Source organism: Chryseobacterium sp. D764 (genome assembly GCF_019317325.1).
Taxonomy (GTDB): Bacteria; Bacteroidota; Bacteroidia; order Flavobacteriales; family Weeksellaceae; genus Chryseobacterium.
Genome location: NZ_CP079219.1, coordinates 2,005,650 through 2,030,522, shown reverse-complemented (window position 1 = coordinate 2,030,522; position 24,873 = coordinate 2,005,650). Strand labels below are relative to the sequence as shown.

General features: G+C 37.1%; 22 protein-coding genes. 14 read left to right on the top strand and 8 right to left on the bottom strand.

Annotated elements, in window-relative coordinates:
* The first annotated feature begins 5 nt into the window (after nt 1-5).
* From KYG33_RS09095 to KYG33_RS09065, 7 genes are all read left to right on the top strand, one after another.
* Nucleotides 6-446, top strand: coding sequence for a hypothetical protein (locus KYG33_RS09095; RefSeq protein ID WP_077418216.1), 441 nt, complete (start codon nt 6-8; stop codon nt 444-446).
* Between the two features lie 135 nt (nt 447-581).
* Nucleotides 582-1,376 (top strand): thymidylate synthase, encoded by a 795-nt coding sequence (locus tag KYG33_RS09090; RefSeq protein WP_149386689.1) that lies wholly within the window; start codon nt 582-584, stop codon nt 1,374-1,376.
* Between the two features lie 229 nt (nt 1,377-1,605).
* Nucleotides 1,606-1,824: a hypothetical protein gene (locus KYG33_RS09085; protein WP_180564360.1), complete on the top strand. Its 219-nt coding sequence runs from the start codon at nt 1,606-1,608 to the stop codon at nt 1,822-1,824.
* A 24-nt stretch (nt 1,825-1,848) separates the two neighbouring features.
* On the top strand, nt 1,849-4,359 hold the full coding sequence (locus KYG33_RS09080) for a M1 family metallopeptidase (RefSeq protein ID WP_219073108.1): 2,511 nt from the start codon (nt 1,849-1,851) through the stop codon (nt 4,357-4,359).
* Nucleotides 4,360-4,526: 167 nt separating this feature from the next.
* A complete protein-coding gene (locus tag KYG33_RS09075; protein WP_180564358.1) occupies nt 4,527-5,855 on the top strand; it encodes a hydroxymethylglutaryl-CoA synthase family protein in 1,329 nt (442 codons plus the stop codon).
* Nucleotides 5,856-6,475: 620 nt separating this feature from the next.
* Nucleotides 6,476-9,328 (top strand): SusC/RagA family TonB-linked outer membrane protein, encoded by a 2,853-nt coding sequence (locus KYG33_RS09070; protein WP_180564357.1) that lies wholly within the window; start codon nt 6,476-6,478, stop codon nt 9,326-9,328.
* A 12-nt stretch (nt 9,329-9,340) separates the two neighbouring features.
* Nucleotides 9,341-11,020 carry a RagB/SusD family nutrient uptake outer membrane protein gene (locus tag KYG33_RS09065; protein WP_219073107.1) on the top strand — a complete coding sequence of 560 codons (1,680 nt, stop codon included), beginning with the start codon at nt 9,341-9,343 and terminating at the stop codon, nt 11,018-11,020.
* A gap of 74 nt (nt 11,021-11,094) precedes the next feature.
* Here KYG33_RS09065 and KYG33_RS09060 read toward each other — a convergent pair whose 3' ends face one another.
* On the bottom strand, nt 11,095-12,018 hold the full coding sequence (locus KYG33_RS09060) for a helix-turn-helix domain-containing protein (protein ID WP_180564355.1): 924 nt from the start codon (nt 12,016-12,018) through the stop codon (nt 11,095-11,097).
* Between the two features lie 182 nt (nt 12,019-12,200).
* Here KYG33_RS09060 and KYG33_RS09055 point away from each other — a divergent pair, with 182 nt between their 5' ends.
* From KYG33_RS09055 to KYG33_RS09045, 3 genes are all read left to right on the top strand, one after another.
* The gene (locus KYG33_RS09055; protein ID WP_180564354.1) at nt 12,201-13,730 is read left to right on the top strand and encodes an aldehyde dehydrogenase family protein; all 1,530 of its coding nucleotides are present in this window, start codon (nt 12,201-12,203) and stop codon (nt 13,728-13,730) included.
* Between the two features lie 204 nt (nt 13,731-13,934).
* The gene (gene adhP / locus KYG33_RS09050; RefSeq protein WP_077418242.1) at nt 13,935-14,969 is read left to right on the top strand and encodes an alcohol dehydrogenase AdhP; all 1,035 of its coding nucleotides are present in this window, start codon (nt 13,935-13,937) and stop codon (nt 14,967-14,969) included.
* 86 nt (nt 14,970-15,055) lie between these two features.
* Nucleotides 15,056-15,439, top strand: coding sequence for a DUF779 domain-containing protein (locus KYG33_RS09045; RefSeq protein ID WP_047387354.1), 384 nt, complete (start codon nt 15,056-15,058; stop codon nt 15,437-15,439).
* A gap of 21 nt (nt 15,440-15,460) precedes the next feature.
* On the opposite strand, the gene KYG33_RS09040 is transcribed toward KYG33_RS09045, so the two are convergent.
* On the bottom strand, nt 15,461-15,973 hold the full coding sequence (locus KYG33_RS09040) for a hypothetical protein (protein WP_219073106.1): 513 nt from the start codon (nt 15,971-15,973) through the stop codon (nt 15,461-15,463).
* A 27-nt stretch (nt 15,974-16,000) separates the two neighbouring features.
* Nucleotides 16,001-17,200, bottom strand: a complete 1,200-nt coding sequence (locus tag KYG33_RS09035; RefSeq protein WP_219073105.1) for a dicarboxylate/amino acid:cation symporter — start codon at nt 17,198-17,200, stop codon at nt 16,001-16,003.
* Nucleotides 17,201-17,293: 93 nt separating this feature from the next.
* On the opposite strand from KYG33_RS09035, the gene KYG33_RS09030 reads away from it, so the two are divergent.
* The 3 genes from KYG33_RS09030 to KYG33_RS09020 are packed head-to-tail and all read left to right on the top strand — an operon-like array spanning nt 17,294 to nt 19,079.
* Nucleotides 17,294-18,208 carry a DnaJ C-terminal domain-containing protein gene (locus KYG33_RS09030; RefSeq protein ID WP_219073104.1) on the top strand — a complete coding sequence of 305 codons (915 nt, stop codon included), beginning with the start codon at nt 17,294-17,296 and terminating at the stop codon, nt 18,206-18,208.
* A 3-nt stretch (nt 18,209-18,211) separates the two neighbouring features.
* A complete protein-coding gene (locus tag KYG33_RS09025; protein ID WP_219073103.1) occupies nt 18,212-18,514 on the top strand; it encodes a chaperone modulator CbpM in 303 nt (100 codons plus the stop codon).
* A 37-nt stretch (nt 18,515-18,551) separates the two neighbouring features.
* Entirely contained in the window at nt 18,552-19,079 is a 528-nt protein-coding gene (locus KYG33_RS09020) for a hypothetical protein (RefSeq protein ID WP_180564351.1), read from the top strand.
* Between the two features lie 57 nt (nt 19,080-19,136).
* On the opposite strand, the gene KYG33_RS09015 is transcribed toward KYG33_RS09020, so the two are convergent.
* Nucleotides 19,137-20,135 carry a PLP-dependent cysteine synthase family protein gene (locus tag KYG33_RS09015; protein WP_219073102.1) on the bottom strand — a complete coding sequence of 333 codons (999 nt, stop codon included), beginning with the start codon at nt 20,133-20,135 and terminating at the stop codon, nt 19,137-19,139.
* Between the two features lie 126 nt (nt 20,136-20,261).
* Nucleotides 20,262-21,491, bottom strand: a complete 1,230-nt coding sequence (locus KYG33_RS09010; protein WP_077418260.1) for an ABC transporter permease — start codon at nt 21,489-21,491, stop codon at nt 20,262-20,264.
* A 4-nt stretch (nt 21,492-21,495) separates the two neighbouring features.
* Between KYG33_RS09010 and KYG33_RS09005 the strand changes: the two genes are divergently transcribed.
* Nucleotides 21,496-22,692: an exo-beta-N-acetylmuramidase NamZ domain-containing protein gene (locus KYG33_RS09005; RefSeq protein ID WP_219073101.1), complete on the top strand. Its 1,197-nt coding sequence runs from the start codon at nt 21,496-21,498 to the stop codon at nt 22,690-22,692.
* Here KYG33_RS09005 and KYG33_RS09000 read toward each other — a convergent pair whose 3' ends face one another.
* The 3 genes from KYG33_RS09000 to KYG33_RS08990 are packed head-to-tail and all read right to left on the bottom strand — an operon-like array spanning nt 22,693 to nt 24,726.
* Complete coding sequence (locus KYG33_RS09000; RefSeq protein WP_077418263.1) at nt 22,693-22,899, bottom strand: hypothetical protein; 207 nt, start codon at nt 22,897-22,899, stop codon at nt 22,693-22,695.
* A gap of 4 nt (nt 22,900-22,903) precedes the next feature.
* The gene (locus KYG33_RS08995; RefSeq protein ID WP_077418266.1) at nt 22,904-23,536 is read right to left on the bottom strand and encodes a DUF3575 domain-containing protein; all 633 of its coding nucleotides are present in this window, start codon (nt 23,534-23,536) and stop codon (nt 22,904-22,906) included.
* Between the two features lie 14 nt (nt 23,537-23,550).
* On the bottom strand, nt 23,551-24,726 hold the full coding sequence (locus KYG33_RS08990) for a thioredoxin family protein (RefSeq protein WP_077418268.1): 1,176 nt from the start codon (nt 24,724-24,726) through the stop codon (nt 23,551-23,553).
* Nucleotides 24,727-24,873 lie beyond the last annotated feature (147 nt).

Below are 24,873 nucleotides of genomic sequence, written 5' to 3'. Positions count from 1 at the left end.
TTAGAATGAACAAACAGGAAATAATCAATATTATTAAAGCAAAAGCTGCCGACAAAATCCAGTATTTTGAAAACCTTATTGCAGAAACACGGGCTTCCAACAATGATACAAAAAGCTCAATGGGTGACAAATACGAAACCGGAAGAGAAATGCTTCAGCAGGAAATTAATAATCTTCAAAGACAGCTTAACGAAGTTTTGAATCAGCAGGCTGTACTGCAGAAAATAACTTCCGACCCTTCGGAAAAAGTTCAGAACGGTGCATTGGTGAAAACCAATAAGGGATTGTTCTATATCTCTGTTTCAATGGGTGAACTTGTTTTTGAAAATCAGAAAATCATGACGGTATCTGCAGAATCTCCCTTGGTAAAAGTGATGTATGGTAAAAAAACAGGAGAGTCATTCACTGTAAATACTATTCATCAGACAATTGAAAATATATGGTAAAATTAATATAGGTTAGATTGCAGATATACAGTTGTTTAATAGAAAATAGAGATCAGGCTTATAAAAAGCATTCATAAAAATGAGTGCTTTTTTTGATGGTTTTTACTAAATTTGGAACTTAAAATCTCATTCAAAATGCAAAACTACCTGGATCTTTTACAGCATATTTTAGATAACGGAACTGATAAAACCGACAGAACAGGCACTGGAACAAGAAGTGTTTTCGGATATCAGCTGAGATATGATCTGTCTAAAGGATTCCCTTTGGTAACAACTAAAAAAGTGCATTTGAAATCTATTATCTATGAGCTGCTTTGGTTCCTGAAAGGAGATACCAATATCAAGTATCTTAAAGATAACGGAGTAAGCATTTGGGATGAATGGGCCAATGAAAATGGAGATTTAGGACCGGTTTACGGAGCGCAGTGGAGAAGCTGGAGCGGTGCAGACGGAAAAGTTGTAGATCAGATCACAGAAGTAATTGACCAGATTAAAAAGAATCCGGATTCCAGAAGACTGATTGTCTCCGCCTGGAATGTTGCGGAAATACCGAATATGGCTTTGGCTCCTTGTCATGCTCTATTCCAGTTTTATGTAGCAGATGGTAAACTTTCCCTACAGCTGTACCAAAGAAGTGCTGACGTTTTCCTTGGAGTACCATTCAATATTGCAAGCTATGCATTGCTGTTGATGATGGTAGCGCAGGTTTGTGATCTGGAAGTGGGAGATTATGTTCACAGTTTTGGAGATGTTCATATCTACAATAATCACTTCGAGCAGGTAAACAGACAGCTGGGACGAGAGCCGAGAGCACTTCCAACGATGAAACTGAATCCGGAAGTTAAAGATATCTTTGATTTTGATTTTGAAGACTTCAGTCTGGAAAATTATGATCCGCATCCGGGAATCAAAGCTCCTGTGGCTATTTAATAATCTTATATCACTTTAATTTTTTTATTTACTTCTATTAATTTAACATTAATAGATGGCATTACCTGTGCTCATAAGTTGGAGAATCAGAATATAAATCCTTTAGTACACTTTCTTTTGGCAATTGTTTCTTAAATTTGAAAGAACAACTCAGGCTTATTTAACCCTTTGAAAAAGGAGTGGATGATTGGGTTACAGATCATAAATTTCAAATGCTTAAAAATAAATCATGAAGTATTTAAAAATAAATATTGAAGAAAATGCAGACATTGAAGTGTTGAAAAACGCCATACTTCAATTGAAAGGAGTAGCTTCAGCTGAAACAGTGGATGACGAAAATCCGGAAAGTGAACTTAAAAAAGCTTTTGCAAAGACAAAGGAACAGCTTCAAAAAGGGGACTATGAGACCCTGGTGAATGATATTTTCGATATAATCATTAAAAAATAATTCTAAAAATAATAATGTAGACAGATGAGAAAGGCCATTTTATCAATTGCTATACTCGGGATTTTATTTTCCGCCAATGTATCAGCACAAACCGAAACTTCAGGAAGAGAAAAAGTATACAGAGCAACTCCCGCTAAAGTAACGGAACTTAAACACACAAAGCTTAAAGTAAATTTCGACTATCAGAAAGAACAGATGAATGGGGAAGAATGGCTTACTGCCTCCCCTTATTTTTATGCTGCAAACGAACTTACACTTGATGCAAAAGGAATGCTGATTCATGAAGTAGCGCTTGATAATAACGGGAAGAAATCTCCTTTGAAATATGATTACAAAAATGATGTTCTGAAAATCAGCCTTGATAAAACATACCAGAAAAATCAGGAGTATACAGTCTACATCAAATATACATCCCGCCCGAATGAGGTAAAACAACAGGGAAGTATGGCCATCAATGATGCAAAAGGACTTTATTTTATCAATCCTCAGGGAACAGATCCGGATATGCCTACACAAATCTGGACACAGGGAGAAACAGAATCCTCTTCGGCATGGTTTCCGACTATTGACAAACCCAACCAAAAGACAACGCAGGAAATCTATATGACGGTTCCTGATAAATATGTTACCCTTTCCAATGGCCTTCTGAAAGAATCTAAAAAAGAATCTAACGGGCTTAGGACGGATCACTGGGTGATGGACAAAAGACATTCTACCTATCTTTTCTTCATGGGAGTAGGAGAATATGCCATTGTAAAAGACAAATGGAAAAACATTCCGGTTGATTATTATATTGAAAAAGAATACGAACCTTATGCTAAGCAGATCTACGGAAATACTCCGGAAATGATCGATTTTTTCTCCAAAAAACTGAACTATGATTATCCATGGGCTAAATATGCTCAGATTTCCGGTAGAGATTATGTAAGTGGAGCAATGGAAAATACCACAGCAACACTTCATGGGAGTGATATCCTTCAGAAGCCAGGCCAGCTTATTGATGAAAATACATGGGAAGATACCATTGCGCATGAATTGTTCCATCACTGGTTTGGAGATCTGGTTACCGCGGAAAGCTGGAGCAATCTTACAGTCAACGAATCCTTTGCCAACTATTCCGAATACCTTTGGAATGAATATAAATACGGGAAAGATCAGGCAGATTATCACCTGATGACCGATGTGAATAACTACCTTCACAACCCATCCGACTTTAATAAAAATCTGGTAAGGTTCAATTATGAATCCCGTGAAGATGTTTTTGATCTGGTAACGTACCAGAAAGGAGGTGGAATTTTAAATATGCTGAGAAATTATCTTGGAGATGATGCCTTCTTTGCAGGAATGAACGACTATCTTAAAACCAACGAATATCAGAATGCTGAAGCACATCAACTAAGACTATCTTTTGAAAATGTATCTGGTAAAGATTTAAACTGGTTCTTCAACCAATGGTATTTTGGTAGCGGAAATCCGAAACTTAATTATTCATTTACATTTGAGCCTGTTAAAAAACAAGTGGCGGTAACCATTAATCAAACTCAGGAAAAGCCATTTGAATTTCCTCTGGTTATAGATGTATATGACAACGGAAAACCTAAAAGATACAGTGTCTGGGTAAATGCAGAAGCAAAAAATACATTTAGTTTTGATGTTTCCAAAACTCCTGATCTGGTTAATATCAATGCTGATGGAGTTTTACTGGCAGATATTACAGAGACCAAAACTCCTGAACAGAACCTGATGCAGTTTACAAATTCTAAGGAGTTTAAAAGCAGATATCTGGCTCTAACCGGAATCAAAGATCAGGCTGGGAAAAGTCCTGCAGCAGTAAAATTATTGGCTGCTGCATTGAAAGATCCTTTCTTCAGAGTAAGAATAAAAGCTTTGAATTTAATAGACCTCGCTAATCCTGAACAAATGAAGGCATTAGGCGCTGATGTTGAAAAGCTGGCATCTAGCGATCCTAAAACATTAACTCAGGCAGCTGCTATTGCTGCTTTAGGAAAAATAAAAGACAAAAAATACCTTCCGTTATTTGAAAAAGGAGTAAATGCCATTTCAAATGCCGTGAAAGGAAGTTCTATGGGTGCACTTCTTTCCATTGATCCATCAAAAGCAAACAATCTGGCCGATAAAATTGATATGAAGGGCGCTTCAGATGAATTGCAGGCACAATTGCTCCCGATTATTGTAAAGAATAAAATTACTTCTCAGATAGAGAATATTGCTCCTCTTGCCACCTTTTATCCATTTATTAAATTCCAGAACCCGGAATTAGGAAAAGCAGCAGAAGATGGTTTCAACTGGATCATGACTTCCGATAATCTGAAAGCTACGGAAAGCATTACGAAAATAGCAGGATATGCCAAGAATCAGATGGCAGATAATCCACAGGCTAAAATGATGATCGTCCAGATGCTGAAAGATGGCTTGAGCAAAAAAATGGAACTGCTGAAACAGAATCCACAAAATGCTGCAAGTATTAATAAGCAGATTGATGTGATCAATAAAGCAATTGAAAACTATAAATAATAAATAAAGCCGGCAAATCTGCCGGCTTTATTTTATCATGACTGAATACCAATTTGTCAAAATATAATATAAAGTAGATTGGGTTTTAATAATATTACAAAAATCAGCATTTTTTACCACTGTTTTTTGCATTATCTTTCATAAATTCGTTTAAAATTTAGACAATTATGAGTTTTGGAATTGAGGCAGCGGGCTATTATGTGCCTGGTTTATATTTGGAGATTAAGGATTTAGCAGAAAAAAGAGGAATAGAACCGGCGAAGTTGGAAAAAGGTTTAGGTCTTCATAAAATGGGGCTTTCTGATGTTCACGAAGATGCAGCAACCTTTGCCGCAGAAGCATTACTGAAGCTTATACAAGATTATAATATCAATCCTAAGGAAATAGCAAGAGTATATCTGGGAACAGAAAGTGCGGTGGATGCAGCAAAACCTACGGCATCTTATGCTGTTCAGATGGTAGAACAGGTGCTGGAAGAAAAATTTGGAGCAAGATGTTTCAGAAATTGTGATGTGCTGGATATGACTTTTGCGTGTGTAGGAGGTGTAGACGCACTGCATAATGCCCTGGATTTTGTAAGGGTGAATCCTGATAAAAAAGCAGTAGTGATTGCCAGTGACTATGCTAAATATGAATTGGCTTCTTCAGGTGAATATACGCAGGGTGGAGGAGCGGTAGCTCTTTTGATTTCTTCACAGCCGGACCTTCTTGAAATTGAAAATAACTGGGGAGTAGCTTCAGAAAGTGTTTTTGATTTTTTCAAACCAAGAAGAACTTATAATAAGGAAGATCTGGATGGTGCTCCGGAAACATATCCTGAAAAAATTGAAATTTTTACAGATGAACCTGTATTTGATGGACAATATTCTAACCAATGTTATCAGGATAGAATAAAAGAAGCTTATCATCATTATAAAGAGATCACAGGCAAGGAAAAACCTTACGAAGACTGGAAGTATATTATCTTCCACCTTCCTTATGCATTTCATGGGAAAAGGGTTTTTACTGAAATCTACAGTTTGGAGAATGGTCTGTCCTATGAAACAGCAGAGGAGCAGAAAGCTGTTGCAAAATCTGAAGACTATCTAAAATTAATCAATGATAAGATAGAAAAGACACAGAGAGCTTCTTCCGAAATAGGAAATATGTATACAGCTTCTGTCTTTATGGCATTTCTTTCGGCATTACAAACCTCTTTTAATGAAAATGAAGACTTATCTGGGAAAGAAATTGGTTTTATAGGATATGGAAGCGGTTCAAAATCAAAAGTTTTTGCCGGAAAAGTATCCGGAAACTGGAACAAGATAGTGGAGAAATGGAACTTATTTGAAAATTTGAATCAAAGAACCGCTGTAGACTTTGATACTTATGAGAAACTTCACAGAAAACAGAAGAAGGAATCTGTAAACAAACAGTATAATGGTTTTGGGCTTGTCTCTGTTGAGACTGAAAATCCGGTTTTAGTCGGAGCGAGATATTACAGTTATCAGAAGTAAGATTATCCTTATTTATCATACAAAGCACCTCTCTTTTGGGGTGCTTTACTTTATTATAAATGCAAAAAACGGGGGAATGTTTTTAAAATTTATGAGGTTGAATTATTTTTAATTTTAAGTGAGAAATGGTTAATAAATTACATGTATTATCACAGAAAATTTTACTGGTTTTAATCGAATTCTCTATATGGTATATTAACGGTTTTTTATTTTAATCTGAATAACCCTGTCTTGAAATAGGGGTTGTCTGCCTTTTAAAGTACCTTTTTTATGTAAAATTTAAGAAAATAAGGTGTTTTTTTCTCCATTTTCAATACAATTAAGGATTTATTTCTTTTATTATTTTCGTTAATAATAATGTTTTATGTTTATTTTTTTAACCATTTGTTTTAAATGAGTTTAAATTGATTTTAATTTTAAAATTTATTAAAATTCCGTTAATGTTTAAATTGACTTATTTTTTGTTAATTTTTTAAATACAATTAAAATGATTCTCCATCATTTTTTGAGTATGAATGTGAATCTCTCCTTTCTGGAAGCCTGTTTTCAACGTTTAGCAAATTGATGTTATAGATATTTATCGACATATTTGTGCCTTGAATATATTAAAATCTGTTAATATGAATGTGAAATTAAGCGTTTTGACAGTCGGTGTTCTGTTTTTTACAGGACAGACTGTACTAGCTCAGGAAAAGGACTCTAAGAACAGTAAGGACAAGGAGACAAAACTTGAAGAAGTTGTTGTTTTAGGTTATAGCAAGACTGCTACTAAAGCAAAAACGACTACATCTTCGGTAACAGTTGGTTCTGAAACCTTAGAAAACAGACCTAATATCTCGGTACTGAGCTCAATTCAGGGTACTGCTCCCGGGATAGTAGTAAATTCGGCATCTGGATCTCCAGGTTCTGGAAAATTCAATATTTTGATCAGAGGTGCGAGTTCCCTTAATGGTTCTACAGATCCTTTGTATGTTGTGGATGGGGTAATTACTTCCGGTTCTCAGTTCAGAAACCTGAACTCTTATGATATTGATACATTCAGTATCCTGAAAGATGCTCAGGCAACTGCGATCTATGGTAACAGAGCTGCGAATGGAGTTGTTGTAATTACAACTAAAGGAGGAAAATTCAATGCTGGACTGAAGGTTTCTTATGATGCATTAACTTCATTTAGTAAATTACCTACTTCTGACTACAATATGTCAGACGGCAGACAACTTTTACAAATTCAAAAGAATTTGCAAACTGGTAAAGGTAAAACTTTATCACAACAAGAAATTGACAACTGGGGTACTAATACAGACTGGAGTAAACAATTTACCCGTATTGGTATTTCCCAGCAACACAACCTTTCAATTACAGGTGGTGGGGAAAACATCAATAACTTCTTATCTCTAGGATATCTTGATAGCGAAGGAACTGTAAAATCTACAGACTTCAAGAGATTTACAATGAGAAATAACCTTAATGGTAAGTCTAAAGACGGGAAATTAACTTTCGGGGCTATTATGGGGTTAGGATACTCCAGAAGAAACCAGCTGGATGATGAAACGAATACAGGTATTTCCAACAATACCCTTCAGAATCCTTTATTCGGAAGTGTTCTTTCATTACCATATGCAACACCTTCTCCATATGCAAATGGACAGGAGCTATATAATGCTATTAAAGGAGATGCTACTAACAACAGACATTGGATCCTTCAGGATAACATTAATGGAGGAATCAGAAACAGATTTACAGAGCTAAGTATCTCTGCTAATGCGAACGTAAATTACAAAATTACAGATTACTTAAGCGTTGGAAACAGAACAGGTATTGAATATAAACAATATGATAGAACCTTCGCAAGATCTCCACTTGGATACCTTGCTATCAGTGTAGCAAAAGGAGATGGATCTACATATGGAGGATTCGAAGATTTTTCTACAACAAAAGATTTGACATTCAACAGTATTACGAATATTACATTCAATAAATCTTTTGGAGATCATACAATTAGTGCTGGTGCATACATGGACTATATTAAAGCTCATGTGACTACAAATTCTCAAAGACAAAATGGTCTGAACCCATTACAGTGGGAGTTTGGTGCAGGAACTGGTTATATTCCATTTAACCCGGATACACCCAATATCTACAGACCTTCTAACAGTGCTACAAAAGTAACTGCCGGTACACTAGCGTACTTTGGAACTGTGGATTATGATTACAAAGATAAGTATGGTGTAAGTGGAGTTGTTAGAAGAGATGGTTCTTACCGTTTTCTTCCTACCAACAGATGGGAGACTTTCTGGTCAGTAGCAGCAAGATGGAATATCGACAAAGAAGAATTCATGGCTAATTCAGGGTTCAGATTGCTTAAGCTAAGAGCTTCAATCGGTACTACAGGTAACCAGAACTTAGGAATTGCCAGTGATAACCAAAACCCATTAGCGCTTCTTCCAAATAACTTCCTTGATCTTTATAACGGATTCTCAGGATACCAGAATTTATTAGGATATAACTTTGTTAATTTATCAAATCCTTACTTAGAGTGGGAGCAGGTAAAACAAAGTAACATCGGATTAGATTTCAACTATAAAGGATTAGTTGAAGGTAGTGTTGATTACTATCAGAAAAGAACATCAAGAATGTTCAATGACCTTCAAAAATCATCAGTTACGGGGTACTATTCAATCAGAGGGAACGATGGGGTTCTTGATAATAAAGGTATTGAAGGGATGATCAAGTACAACGTGATCAGAAACGAAAATACAAGATTCTCCGTGTTCGTTAACGGTGCATACAACTCTAACAAGATTGTTTCTATGAACAGCGAAAATCTTGCTGGAGATGTAGTAAATGCTATCGGAGGTCCTGCTGGTCAGTATCAGCTATATTCATATGTTGGTGTAAATCGTGATAACGGAAACTTACAGTTCCTTGACAAAAACGGAAACATCACTGAAGCTCCGACATCTGCAGACAGAGTATTGACTGGAAAATCAAGATATGCTAAGTTTACAGGAGGTTTTGGATTCAACTTACAACATAAAGGCTGGTTCCTTGATACATTATTCTCTTTCCAACAAGGAGGATGGATCTATGATAACTTACAGTCATGGATTATGGACCCAAGTGCAGCTGCTACAAGAAACCTTTCAGCAGACTTGTTAAACGCTTGGACTCCTGATAACAGAGATACTGATGTACCTGGATTGAAAGCGAGTAACCTTAGCTTAGGTTCTTCAGACAGATTCTTACACAAATCAGATTTTATCAGACTTAAGAACATTTCTGTAGGATATAACTTTAGCAAAAGTCAGTTAGGTAAACTGCCGGTAAAAGGAATCAAAGTATTTGTTCAGGCGGAAAACCTTTATACTTGGACAGATTGGAAAGGATTTGATCCGGAGCCAATTACTTCGTATTCACTAAATGTTTATCCTAACCCAAAAACCGTATCTGTAGGTTTAAATGTTGATTTTTAATAGAGAAGAATTATGAAAAGAATTATCAATACAATATTAGTTGTAGCAACCCTATCATCTGCAGCATTTACGCTGAACAGCTGCCAGGATGCACTAGATATAAAGCAGGCTGGAGAATTACAGGAACAAGATCTGTATACAAGTGTTGCTAACCTTAATGAAGTTTTAAACGGATCTGTTTACGCTCAGTTAGACCCAATTGATGAGATCTACTTTACAGCGGTATTTACTGACGAAGTAAAACCAGGATCTGGTAGTGGAGGACAGGAATATACTCTGCACAGACATTTTCTTGATCCGTCTAGTGCTGTTGTTACAGGAGGTACAGTAGGTACTGTTGCGAGTGATGGAATCTGGATGAATAACTATAAAGTAATCAACAGAGTTAACAGACTTCTTGAAGGAGCAAAGAGAATTACACCTACATCTGCTGAAGAAAAGAATACATACAATGCGATTCTTGCACAGGCAAGAGCAATCAGAGCATATTGTTATGTACAGCTGGAGGCTTATTTCTCTAGCGATATGAAGGATCCTAACGCACTAGGAGTTATTCTTCTGAAGGATGTTCCTTCTACAGAAGCGCAATTGCCAAGAGCTAAAAATCAGGATGTATATGATTTCATTAATGCTGATTTAGATTACGCGAGAGGAATCTTAGGAAACTCTACAACACCGAGAAGATATAAAGTAGATAAGAATTTTGTAAACGCTGTTGCTGCTCGTTTCAACCTTTACAGAGGTGAAATGGCTCTAGCTAAGCAAAATGCAGAATTAGTAATCAACGGTTCAGGTCTTTCTCTTACAGTTGCAACACCAATCACAGGTTCCAATGCTGCAGTTCCTGTAACTGAAGCTGATGGTTCTGTATTCCAATCCGGACCTTTCAGTGATACACCTACCGACAAGTGGAATATTGCATTCTATGGTGGGACTGATGAGAAAAGTGGAAATGGTATTGCAGGAGGTTCTTTCAACCCATATAGAAGAATGTGGGCCGATACTGAGAATGGAGAATCTATTTTCTCTCTTAACAGACTTCCTTTAGGTGCAGGCGCTGCTATTGGTGGAAAATGGAATACAAACCAGTCTAACATTAGTGGAGCACCAATGTGGTTCTGGGGAAGAAACTTATACAACATATTTAAAAATACTCCCGGAGATATCAGAAAATATGCTTACGTAGATCCTTCATCAAAACCAAATCCAGATTATGCTTCTGCAACAGCAGGAAATACAAGAACTGACGGATTGGTTATTGACAAGTATCCTGGTAAAACAAGTACTGCTACAAGAAATGATGTAAAAGTTTTCAGATTGTCTGAAATGTATTTCATTATAGCGGAAGCTGAAGTAGCTGCAGGAAACCTTACAGCAGCTCACGATAGAATTCAACAAGTGAGAGTAGCAAGAAACTTCGAGGGAACAGCTACAACTCCTACTTATTCAAGCACTCAATTAGCTTATGCTGATATCTTGAAAGAACGTAGAGTTGAATTAGCACTTGAAGGACACCGTTTCATCGACCTTAAGAGACTTGCTGTAGCAGCTAATGTAAGTATGGACAGAAACCTTACGGATGATATTATCGATGTGAAAAATCTTCCAAATGGTGATTACAGATATACATTACCTATTCCAATCAGAGAGATCTCTGCAAACCCGAACGTTAAGCAGAATGACAAGTATTAAGATTTAATTTTAATATATTTTTTAAGAAGAGTCCCAGAAATGGGGCTCTTTTTTTATATAAATTTATAGATAGATTATCTCAGAACCATTCTGTCCTGATAACTTTTTGGAGTTACCCCTTCCAATTGTTTAAATACTCTGGTGAAATAGTTTGTATCTGAAAACCCGGTTTGAAAAGCCGTTTCCTTAATGCTGGTCTGGCTGGCTAATAATTCTTTCGCACGGGTGATCCTTTCCTGCAGAATAAAATCATTCGGTGAAGTTCCCAGCTCGTCTTTGAACATTTTAAAGAAATTCGACTTGCTTACATAAGCCAGCTTTGCGATACTATCAATAGACAATTTCTGATGCAGGTTTCTTTTAATGTAATCTACTACAAAACCTATTCTGGATTTATTTTTAACAATATTTTTTTCTACCATGCTTCTTGCCTGGGTCTGCATCAGTCTTATCAGAAGCTCTTTCAATGCAAAATCAGCCATAATATCCTTTTGAGAATTATCATCCATGGCAATTCTCATAATATTATTGGTCGCGGAAGCCAGAGCTTTATTATTAAACAGAAAATATTCCTCCAGCTGAATGTTCCATTGCGAAGTTTCATCCACTTTTGGAAGATGATAATTGAGATAATTAAGAGAATCTTCTATAAAATCAGGGTTAAGACTTAAAGAAATACATTGGGTAGGGGTTTCATCCGCTTCAGGAAAATCAATAACCATCGTTTCCCCCGGCGCTACCAGAATACTTTCTCCCGGATAATAATCAAAATAATTGGTCTTATTATCCAGCTTCATATGTTTCTTACCTCTCAGCATGGCTGTAAATGCAATGTTTTCAAAATGAAGTTTTACATCAAAAGCAGCCTTATGAGTCTCATAAATACTGAATTCACAGTTGTTTAGATTGAATTTCGTCTGGTGTTCAACAAGACTCAATAGTTGGCTTTCCTTACGTAATTCAGGAGTATTTAATAAAATATTACTATTGTTATTCATTTCTAATTTTTTTTGAAAAAGAGGTAACTCAAATATAGAAAATTTGAGAGTACGTTGCTGTTAATAAAATACTAAAATTGAACACTTTGCACTATTTTACACTTTTTTTATAGGATTGTGCTATACTCTTTTGGACATCTCAGTGTAATTTGGCTTTATCGAAAAATAAAAACAATACTAATATGAGCACTATTACAGAACCAAGATCAACTACGCTTTTACAGCGTCCGGAGTTCAAAAGCAGATATGATAACTATATCGACGGGAAATTCACGCCACCCGTTAAAGGGAAGTATTTTGACGTTGTCTCGCCCGTAGATGGGAAGAACTTTACTCAGGTTGCCCATTCTTCCAAAGAAGATTTGGAACTGGCTGTAGATGCCGCAGAAAAAGCATTCCGAACCTGGAAAAATACTTCCTCTACGGAAAGAAGTATCATCCTGAATAAAATTGCCGACAGAATAGAGCAGAATCTGGAATATCTTGCTACCGTAGAAACGATAGATAACGGAAAAGCGGTGAGAGAAACGCTGGCTGCAGATTTACCTTTGGCAATTGACCATTTCAGGTATTTTGCTTCCGTAATCCGGGCAGATGAAGGGTCTCATAACGAACTGGATAAAGATACCGTATCGCTGATCGTTCATGAACCTCTTGGAGTAATCGCACAAATCATCCCATGGAATTTCCCGATACTCATGGCTGTCTGGAAACTGGCTCCGGCATTGGCAGCAGGAAACTGTGTGGTTTTGAAACCCGCAGAAAGTACTCCTGTTTCCATCATGGTCTTGATGGAGCTTATTGGAGATCTGTTACCAGCTGGCGTTATCAATATTGTTAACGGATTTGGAGCAGAGCTTGGAAGAGCTTTGGTTACCAATCCGAAAGTAGCAAAAGCCGCATTTACAGGATCTACCGCTACAGGACGTCTGGTGATGCAGTATGCAACAGAAAATATCATTCCTGTGACATTGGAATTGGGTGGGAAATCCCCGAATGTTTTCTTCAATTCTGTAATGGATGCCGATGATGAGTTTTTAGATAAAGCGATAGAAGGAGCCGTTCTTTTTGCCCTCAATCAGGGAGAAATTTGTACATGTCCCTCAAGATTACTCGTTCAGGAAGATATCGCAGATGCATTTATTGAGAAGGTAGTCGAAAGAGTAAAAGCGATCAAAGTAGGAAATCCACTGGACAAAACCGTGATGATGGGAGCGCAGGCTTCAAAGATTCAGAAAGATAAAATCCTTTCCTATATCCAGTTGGGAATAGAAGAAGGAGCTGAAGTTCTGGTAGGAGGAGAAGTTAATCATCTTGGAGAAGATCTGGAAGACGGATACTACATTCAGCCGACGATTTTCAAAGGAAACAACCGAATGAGAATCTTCCAGGAAGAAATTTTCGGTCCGGTGCTGGCATTTACCACTTTCAAGGATGAAGAAGACGCAGTGAAGATTGCCAATGATACCATCTATGGGCTTGGCGCAGGAGTGTGGACAAGAGATGCACACCAACTGTACAATATTCCCCGTCAGATAGAAGCGGGAAGAGTATGGGTAAACCAATATCACTCTTACCCTGCAGGAGCGCCTTTCGGAGGTTACAAACAATCCGGAATCGGAAGAGAAAATCATAAAATGATGCTTGATCATTACCGCCAAACCAAAAACATGCTGATTTCTTATAACAAGAATAAGTTAGGTTTCTTTTAATATTATTTAGGACGTGCCCGATTGCCTTGGCTTTATCCAGGGCAACGGTCGGGCTATCCAGGGCTGCACTTCGTTTCGGTGCTTCATTGCATTTCGCACCGGCTCGTTCCTCGCCGCCCTTACTATCCCTCACGCAGAGGAATTGCCTTTTCAGATGTGGAGATAAAAACTAATAACCCAATAACTCAATCCAAAAAATAAAATATGATTCCAAAAGCAATGAAAGCGGCAGTAGTTCAGGGCTACGGCCAGCCTCTGAAAATTGAAGAAGTACCCGTAAGAGAACCCGGAAGATATGAAGTCCTCGTTAAAGTAATTGCCTGCGGGGTTTGTCATACAGACTTACATGCTGTAGATGGCGACTGGCCTGCAAAACCCAAGATGCCTCTTATTCCAGGACATGAAGGGGTAGGTATTGTGGTAGCTTGCGGACCTGAGGCTTTTGTAAAAGAAGGTGATGCGGTAGGAGTTCCGTGGCTGTACAGTGCTTGTGGCTGTTGTGACTATTGTATCACAGGATGGGAAACCCTTTGTGAAGCACAGAAAAATGGAGGTTACAGTGTAGATGGCGGTTTTGCAGAATACGTTATCGCAGACTCAAGATACGTAGGTCATTTGAAGTCTGATGTCAACTTTTTGGAAATTGCTCCTATTTTATGTGCCGGAGTAACTGTTTATAAAGGATTGAAGGAAACGGAAACGAAACCTGGAGAATGGGTAGCCATTTCAGGCATCGGTGGGTTGGGACACGTAGCAGTTCAGTATGCCAAAGCAATGGGAATGCATGTCGCTGCTATTGATGTAGCAGATGATAAGCTTGAATTAGCAAAAAAATTAGGAGCAGACCTTGTTGTCAATGCAAAAGATACCGATCCCGGAAAATATTTACATAAAGAAGTCGGTGGGATGCATGGTGCATTGATTACGGCTGTTTCACCTATTGCTTTCAAACAGGGAATAGACGTTTTAAGAAGAAAAGGTACTATTGCTCTGAATGGACTTCCTCCCGGCTCTTTTGAACTTCCGATTTTTGAAACGGTTTTAAAAAGGATCACGGTGAGAGGTTCTATCGTAGGAACCCGAAAAGACATGCAGGAAGCGTTGGATTTTGCCAATGAAGGATTGGTAAAAGCCACAGTTACTTCCGCAAAATTAGAAGATATCAATGAGGTATTCGATAAAATGAAAAAAGGACAGATTGACGGCAGAATCGTTTTGGATATTGCCGGTTCAAATTAATTGATGATGTGTTGCTGATCCCGGTTAGAATTACTTGCCGGGATCTTTTATAACGATAAAGTTTGCAATAAGCTAAAATAAAAACAATGGAAGCAAAAATATCCAGACTCTCCGCAACAGAGCAGGCTCTTGAAGTGATCCGGAAACTTGAAGACCAATATGGCCCCCTTATGTTTTATCAGGCAGGAGGATGTTGCGAAGGCACACAGCCACAATGTTTTGAAAAAGGAGGATTTTTTCCCAGAATGAATGATGCAATGATCGGAACCATCAATGGATATGAGTTCTGGATAGACCGTGATCTTTTTGAATACTGGAAATATTCACATTTTACATTAGATGTTACAGACGGTTTCGGACCTGGCGGTTTCTCTCTGGAAACTCCTTTGGGAAAAACCTTTAAAGTTCACTACAGACTTTTCACTCCCGAAGAATATGAAAACCTTGAATCTGTAAAACGCAGTGAATAGAATATTGGATTTAAGATAGGCTTAAGGCTTTTGTGCAATATAAATAAGCTCTCTTTCAAATTCATATTTGCCTCTTGAAATTCCTCTTTTTAAAATAAAATATTGAGCAACAGCAATTACCAAAGCTACTCCTGCGAACATAAGATCTTTTTGATCACCTTGTATATTGACAAAAGCTGCCACGAAGCAAAAACACAGAATCATCACCCAATTAAAAATCTGAAATCCTGATGGGAAAAATTCTACAGAGACAGAAGATTGCCCATTTTTATCAGAAATAGTTCCATGAAAGACAGGATTATTTCTGTTCATATCAAATAGCCTCGCTCTTCTTTTGATGGTGAAAGTGTTTGCAGCAATCATTCCCCGATATTCAAACCGGGTAGGAATTGAAGAATCTTTTTCCAGGGATATGAAAGTAGTATTGGTTTTGTAAGTTACCTTCCATAGTCTTTGTATAAGCTCTGCACTGTTGATATTGAGATCAATAGTAATGGTGTTATATAAGCCAATGCTTTTGAAAAATGAGTTCATCTTTTAAAGAAAATAGTTAAATGACCATCAGACCTTTACAAACCGGTTGACAAACATGGCGGCAACTATATCTCCTACAGCATTCAATACGGTGGCTAAAGGATCTACCAAAGTTCCGATAATCATTACAGCAGGGATTGCTTCCTGAGGTAATTTATAAACAGAAATCATCAGCATTTCACCAATATACCCACCATTAGGAATACCACCAGCCACAATGCTCACAAATACAGTAATTCCCAATGCCAAAAGCAGGTTGGCAGGATCAAAGAAATCTTTTCCAATGATTAAAAATGCTACATAGATCTTGATGATTGAAGACATGGAAGATCCGTTTTTATGCAGAGTAGTCCCAATAGGAATGACCAGATTGGCAATAGAGTTGGGAATTCCTATTTTTGATGCTGCCTGTAAATTAGCAGGCATGGTTGCAAAGCTGCTGCAGGTACTTATTGCAGTAAGAGTTGGGTAGATAGCGTTGGTCCAGAAACTTTTAACTCCTTTTTGCCCGTTCGCCATAAAAGCATAGATAGAAAAGAAGACCAGAAAGTAAATGATTCCTGCAACATAATACAATCCTAAAGGTTTAGCATAAAATCCAAAAAGCTGAGGTCCTAAAGTTGCTACCTGATAGGCAAAGTAAGCACCCAAACCAATGGGAGCCAGTTTCATGACCAGTAAAAGAAGTTCTTTCATCACTTCATATCCTGAAGCAATAAAAACCCTGAAAGGCTGCCCTTTTTCACCTGTTTTTCTGGCCGCAAACCCTGTCAGAAATGCAAATACCAGAAGAGCCAGCATATTCCTTCTCGAGAAAAGCTCAGTGAATTCACCTACCGTAAAGAAGCTTACAATCCTGTTGCCCCACGTATCATCACTCGCCGCTTCAGAAATGATCTCAGAACTCCCTGAGACTCCCGAAACCGGGAAAAGATATACTGCACAGAGGGTAAAAACAGCTGCTGTGAGAATAAAGAATAAAAAGGTAAGGGACATCACAAGGATGATTTTTCCAAATTTGGATTGCTGTTCCAAAGAAGCAATAGAATTGGATACGGCAAAAAATACCAAAGGAACTACACTCACAAAAAGAAGATTAAGAAAAATATCTCCCAAAGGTTTTATATAGTCCACAAAACCGGGAGCAACAATTCCAATGATGCTTCCAATAGTGATTCCCAAAAGTAAAAATATGATTCCGGAGTAGTTTTTCAGTACCTCTTTCATGTGGTGCTTTTTATCAAAGATAGGTTTATTTTTAACATTTTGTTATACAATTTTCAGACCTAAATTTCATAAATTTGGGTAAACCTCATTTCTATGGCTTATATAGATTACTATAAAATTTTAGGCGTAGATAAAAGCGCAACACAGGATGATATTAAAAAGGCCTATCGAAAACTGGCCAGGAAACTTCATCCCGATCTGAATCCTGATGATAACGAAGCAGAAAGACAGTTCAAAGAATTGAATGAAGCCAACGAAGTGCTCAGCAATCCGGAAAACAGATCTAAATACGACAAGTACGGAGAACACTGGAAACACGGCGAAGAATACGAAAAGGCCCAACAGCAGCAGCAAAGACAATATCAACAACAAAATTATGGCGGAGGATTCTCCGGTGCTGATTTTGGTGAAGGGGAAGATTTTTCAGATTTCTTCCAGAATATGTTCGGTGGAGTAGGTAGTGGGTTTGGTAAAAACTCACGAGGAAGAGCTTCCGGAAAATTCAAAGGGCAGGATATCAAAGCAGAATTGAATCTGAATCTGAGAGATGCTGCAAAAACCCATCCGCAAACCTTTGATATCAATGGGAAGAAAGTCAGAATCACTATTCCGGCAGGAGTATATGACGGGCAGCAAATCAAACTGAAAGGACATGGAAATCCAGGTGTCAATGGCGGCCCTCACGGGGATTTGTATATCACCTTCAATATCCCGGCCGATCCGAATTTTGAAAGAATCGGGGATGATCTGAAAACCAAAGTCGTGATCGATTTGTACACTGCTGTTTTAGGAGGAGAAGTGAACGTTAATACCCTGGAAGGAAGTGTAAAGCTTAAAGTAAAACCGGAAACCCAAACGGGAATCACTGTAAGATTGAAAGGAAAAGGTTTTCCTGTCTATAAAAAAGAAGGAGAACATGGAGATCTTTTTGTAACCTATGAAGTGAAACTGCCAACGAACCTTACCGAGAAGCAGAAAGAACTTTTTGAACAACTAAAAAATTCCTAAGCTATGAGTGAAAGAATATCACGGGAAGAACTCGTAAGAATCTATAATATAGAAATCACTTTTTTTGATGAGCTTGTAGACTATGGGCTGTTGAATATACAGATTGAAGACAATATCCATTATCTGATGTATGATGATCTGTCAGAACTAGAAAAATTTGCTAACTGGTATTATGATCTTGAAGTCAATCTTCCCGGTCTTGAAGTGATCCACAATATGCTGAAAAAGCTGGATGCACTGAACCGCAGAAACAGGGAGCTGATGAATAAACTTTCTGCAATAAGTGATCAATATGAAGATATTTAGTTTAGTTTTGTAGCTTTTTAAAGCAAACTTTATAATTATGAATGAAGAAAAGGTGATTACATTAAAACCGGACAGAAAGATTTTTGAAGATATTTATTTTAGCGGTAATCAGGGAAGTCTGCTTTTTTCACCTACAACGAAGAGTAAAACCATTGTCACCATTGCAGCAGCAATCATTGTTTTTATTGTTTTTCTTTTGAAAGATAATCTGAGCAAAGAAAGTGTAGGTATTTTATACTTTTTGAGTTTTATATTTTTGCTTTGTGCTATTTTTTTGTCTGTAAGTGTCAATAAAGTTTCAAGATGGAAAAAACAGGTGAATCATTATTTAAATGTTCTGGAAAAGTGTAAAGTGTACGAAATCAGGTTTGATCAGAATTTTTTCACTGTGAATATTGATGGAGAAAAAGAAACCAGTGAGTGGAAAGATTTTGAATATTTTGACAGCAATAATGAATTTATTTCCCTTGAAGGAAAATACAGCTATATGTTTCCCAGAAAAGCAATGAGTGAGAAAGAATACAGCATTCTTAAAAGTAGATTAAAAGAAAATATCAAACAATAAAAATAAAAAACGGAACAAAATTTTGCTCCGTTTTTTTATGATCTGTAAAGTGGTTTATTAACCTTCTTTATTTTCTTCCAGCCAGCCCATTTCTTTCATCCACTCGTCATTGTAAATTTTTCCTACATATCTTGAACCATGGTCATGAAGTAAAACGACTATCACATCATCTTTAGTAAACTGATCTTTCATTTGGATCAAAGAAGCAATAGCGCTTCCTGCAGAATATCCACAGAAAATTCCCTCTTCCTTAGCCAGTTTTCTGGCATAGATAGCACCCTCTTTATCAGTTACCTTTTCAAAATGGTCAATTACAGACATGTCATAATTCTCAGGAATGATATCTTCCCCGATACCTTCTGTGATATAGGTGTAAGCATGGTCGTAGTGCAGCTCTCCGGTTTCGTGGAATTCCTTCAGAATAGAACCATATGTATCAACACCAATTACTTTGATGTTCGGATTTTTTTCTTTAAAGAACGTTCCGCATCCCGTGATTGTACCTCCTGTTCCGGCTCCTACGACAAAGTGCGTCAGGTTTCCTTCAGTCTGTTCCCAGATTTCCGGAGCTGTAGATTCATAATGAGCCGCTCTGTTGGATAAGTTGTCGTATTGGTTGACATACCATCCGTTTTCCGTTTCTTTTGCCAGTCTTTTGGATACTGAATAATAAGAACGTGGGTCGGTAGGTTTTACGTCTGTAGGACAAACGATTACTTCAGCCCCTACAGCACGAAGGATATCACATTTTTCTTTTGACTGCTTAGAATTGGTTACAAAAATACATTTGTAGCCTTTGATGATCGCTGCCAATGCTAATCCCATTCCTGTATTTCCGGAAGTACCTTCAATAATAGTTCCTCCAGGTTTTAATCTGCCGTCTTTTTCGGCATCTTCTATCATTTTAAGAGCCATTCTGTCCTTTACTGAGTTTCCAGGATTGAAGGTCTCTACTTTTGCTAATACTAATGCTGGGAAATCTTCGCCTAATACTTTGTTAAGCTTTACCAGCGGCGTGTTACCTATAGTTTCAAGGATATTTTTTGCGTATTTCATAAATGTTTTATATGCGGCGCAAAGATAAGGCTTTTAAAATTATCTGCGCTGTGGATAACATGTGGATAAGTTGTGGGTAAAATTAAAAATCCCTTGAAAAACAACGAATACCTGTCAATTATCAATTTAGTTGTACTTAATAACTTTCACAGGAGAGATCTTACTGATCAGGTAGCTGGGAATAATTAAAGCCAATCCTGAAATAAGAAGAATTCCCAATGAGATAGAAATAATTGCGATAGGATTAAGGTCTACCGGAACTGTACTTACATAATAGTTTTCCGGGTTAAGTTTTATTATTCCAAAGAATTTCTGAATTAAAATAAGTCCCAATCCGATAGCATTTCCATACAAAAGTCCCGGAATCATAATAATCAGGGTATAATTGATGAAGGTGGCTCTTATCTGTGAATTGCTTGCACCCAATGTTTTAAGGAGACCGATGGAATTTGTTCTTTCAATAATAAGAATCAGAAGAACCATGATGATATTAATAACCACTACAATCAGCATGATGATAATGATCAATGCTATATTGGTATCAAAAATACTGATCCAGTCCGTAATCTGCGGAAATTTTTCAGTAGCTTTTTCAGCATAATTTTTATAGCCGATCTGTTTTTCAATTTCAGGAAAATCCTTGTCGATATCGTTTACATTTTTCAGAAAGATATCTATTCCGCCAATTTCATCAGACTTCATATCCTGAATTTTTCTGGCATGGTTGATTCCACCGATAACAAACTGTTCATCAATCAACTTAATATCAGTTCTGTAAATCCCTATAATCTTGAATTTACGATAAAGTGGTTTTTGATCAGCCTTTAAAAATACGGTAACAATACTGTCATTCACCTTAAGATGAAGATCATTGGCTACTTTTTGCGAAATAGCAACATCATTGTTGAAGCCTTTCTCGGTAACTTTCGGGGTGGTGCCGGCAATAAGGAATTTTTTAAACCTTAAACTGTCAAAATCTTTTCCGATTCCCTTAAATATAATTCCCGCAAAGTTGTGCTCATTACGCATAATTCCGGTAACCATCACATATTTCTGAATACTTTCCACATCGGGAAGTTCTTTTATTTTTGCGATATTGAGTCCCTGATTATCAAGTACGGAAGTATTATAAGAGGAATTTGAACGTGTTGATCTTACAGTAATATGTCCGCTGAAATCTGCCAGCCTCTCTTTGATAGCTTTTTTTGAACCAAAACCGGTGGCTACAGTAATTAAGGAAACAATAATCCCCAATGCTACGGAAAGCCTGCCAATGAAGATGATAACCCTTGAAAGGTTATTTTTGTTATCTTTGGAAAATGCTATTTTTCTAGAGAAATATAAAGGAAATTTCAAGCTTATGAATTTAGATTTCAAAATTAAAAATTTACTTCTGATTTGCCTAATTTTTTTAGGAGTATTCAATCAATATTATTCTCAGACTCATGTTCAATCGGATTTTAAAACCGGGGCAGACCAGCCTGAAATGTATTTGCCACTCTTAAAAGATAAGACAATAGGGATAGTAACCAATCAGACGGGTTTGATGAGTGACAGAACTCATTTGGTAGATTTTCTGGTAAAAAACGGAATAAAGATCAAGTCGATTTTTGCTCCTGAACATGGTTTCAGAGGAGATGCAGATGCGGGTGCAAAAGTGAAAAATGGTGTAGACATAAAAACAGGAATCCCAATTGTTTCCCTGTATGGCAATAATAAAAAGCCAAAGCCGGAGCAACTGGCAGGAATTGATATTGTTGTTTTTGATATCCAGGATGTTGGGGTGAGATTCTATACCTATATTTCCACTCTGTCTTATCTGATGGAAGCAGGTGCTGAAAATAATGTCGAGATCATGGTATTGGATCGTCCCAATCCGCATGACGGATATACTGATGGACCTGTATTGAGAAAAAAATGGGCCAGCTTTGTAGGGATGCATGAAGTTCCTGTAGTTTATGGGCTTACCATAGGAGAGTATGGAAAGATGGTGAACGGAGAAAAATGGCTGAAAAATGGCATCCAGGTTAAATATACGCTTATTCAGATGAAGAATTATCATAAAAAGCAGCGCTATTCAATACTTGATAAACCTTCCCCGAATTTACCCAATGATAAAGCAATCAATTTATATCCAAGTCTGTGTTTTTTTGAAGGAACTCAGGTTTCTGTAGGAAGAGGGACAGATCTTCCTTTTCAGATTTATGGTTCCCCATGGACGGAAAATCTTCCTTACCAGTTTACGCCGAAGCCAAGCTATGGTGCTAAAGATCCATTTCTGAACGGGAAATTGTGTTATGGTGAAAATCTTTCAGAATATCCTAAAGACTTAAGAGCGCTTAACCTTGAATGGGTGATCAAAGCTTATCAGAATTATAAGAATCCACAGCAGGATTTCTTCCTTAAAAATCTTTGGTTTGATACCTTGTCAGGAACTGATGGTTTCAGAAAACAGATTATAGCCGGAAAATCAATTCAGGAAATTAAAGATTCCTGGAAAAAAGATCTGGAAAGTTTCGAAAAGATCAGAACCCGGTATGTGGTATATGAAGATTAATTAATCAAAATTTTGGGGCGGATTTTTATCATTTCTGCCCTTATTTAATATAAAGAGCCCAATTGTTAATCCAACAACTCCCGCAAAAGCAGTTAATAAAGCTCTCTGCAGTTTATCAGGCAGATCGTTTCCGATATAGTTCATTAAAAAAAGAATCACAAAAGTGATCACTAAAATGATAATATGATTTTTTCCGAATAGCTTCATTGTCTTATTTTAATTTATAGGAAATCATTACGCCTCCTCTGTATGGGATGATCTCGCCACTTTTATTGAATTTTTCTGCACGATCATAACGTCTCCCAGTGGATTTATCATAGCCTTTATAAAATCCCTGAGAGGTTCCTATTGTTCCATAAATATCAAGATTCCATCGTTCAGATAGCTGGAATTGATATCCTGCCGTAACACCCAGCATTATAGAATATCCTTTCTGATAAAGATTGGAATTAACAAGAATTTCCTTATTCCAGTTTTCGGTGGTATTGTCATTCCAATAGCTCCATTTTGATGCATTGTAAGCGGCAACGGAAACGTTTGCCCCTACATACCAATGTTTGAAAGCTTTGTCGAAATAGTATCTTCCTTCAGCGGATACGGAATAAAACTGTAATTTGTGACCTGCAAAAGATTTCCATGGTGAAATGAAAACATCGCCCTGAAGGGTATATCTTGGACTGATCTGTTTTTCTATTCCCAGGTTTAAAATTCCTATCGGAGCAAATAAAGCATTTCCCTTTATGTATAAACTTTTCTCCTGTCCTCCTTGTTCCTGTTCCTGAGCACTTACTGTGCTTGCTGACAGGAAAGCTAAAATGCCTGCTGCTAATAATTTATATTTCATCCGGTATGTAATGTTTATTTTATTTGCTTTAATAATTCATCTGCAAGTTGAGAATCTTTATTGCCCTGAACTGCTATATTTTTTGCCATTTCAGCATAGTTTTTTGCCATTTCTTTATTTCCGGTAAGGTAATAGAGTTTAGCAAGAATGTAAGTGTTTTCTGAGGTTTCGCTTCTCATGACAGATTTTTCTGCCCATTCTGTCGCTTTTTTTAATGAAGATGGGGTTTTCACATGATCTACAAATACCCAGGCAGCTCTTAAAAGCTCATTAGGGTCAAATGAATCAGAATTTTTATAATATTCTAAAGCGGCTTTTTCGTATTCAGGAAAATTACTGTTCTGCTCATAATAGCTGAGTTTAGTTTGATTCAGTTTTTTAAGAGCAGCTTCTTTTCCTACCAATGGTTCAGCTGTTTTTAAAAAATAGTCATCGTTGATCTTTTTATTTTTATCATCAATAGACTGTTCTACTATTTTTCCTAATTTCAGCTGAGCATCAAATTCGTTGTAGGTTTCTTCAGGAAGAAATTTAATGATCTCTGCTTTTCTGGATGCGAAAACAGTATAATTGATATCTTCTGACGACTTTACGAAATAGAGAAGAAAGCCGATTTCATCTTTTGTAAGTTCCTCGGTTTTCTTTTTATTCTGAAAATATCTTTCGGAAGCCTTTTTAGCAAAATCATAATCTGTATTGGCGTTCAGCTTCATAATATTGATCAGGAATTCCGGATCTTTATCACCACTGGCAAAACGATCTTTCAGGGATCCTTTTTTGTTTCCTGGTGAATTGATATCCTGAGCCATAGCCACAAACATGCTCTCTTCCATATAACCGGTATTTCTGGAAACAAGTTCTCCTTCACCGTTCAGGAAAAGATAAGTAGGATAGGAACGTACTCCGAATTTAGAAGCGATGTCTCTGCCTTCTCCTTTTTCCATATCAAATCTTGCATTGATGAAGTTGGTATTGTAATAATCACTGACAGATTTTTGGGTGAAAACATTTCTCTCCATCATTTTACATGGACCACACCAGGAAGCATATGCATCAATAAAAACCAATTTCTTTTCCTTCTTGGCTTTAGCAATAATATCCTTGAAAGGGAGCTCCTGAAACTGGATGGCTTCCTGAGCTGAGATAGCAATGGCACAAAATATAGATATCCCGGAGATGATCTTCTTCATTTTCAAATAAGATTTGTAGGCGAAGATAATTAATTTCAAAAATATAAAATGCTGAATCTGCTGATTGAACATTGATATTAACTAATTTTAAGATTTATACCTATTTTTCTGATCTTTCAGTTTATGTAAAAAAAAAGAGTTATCCTT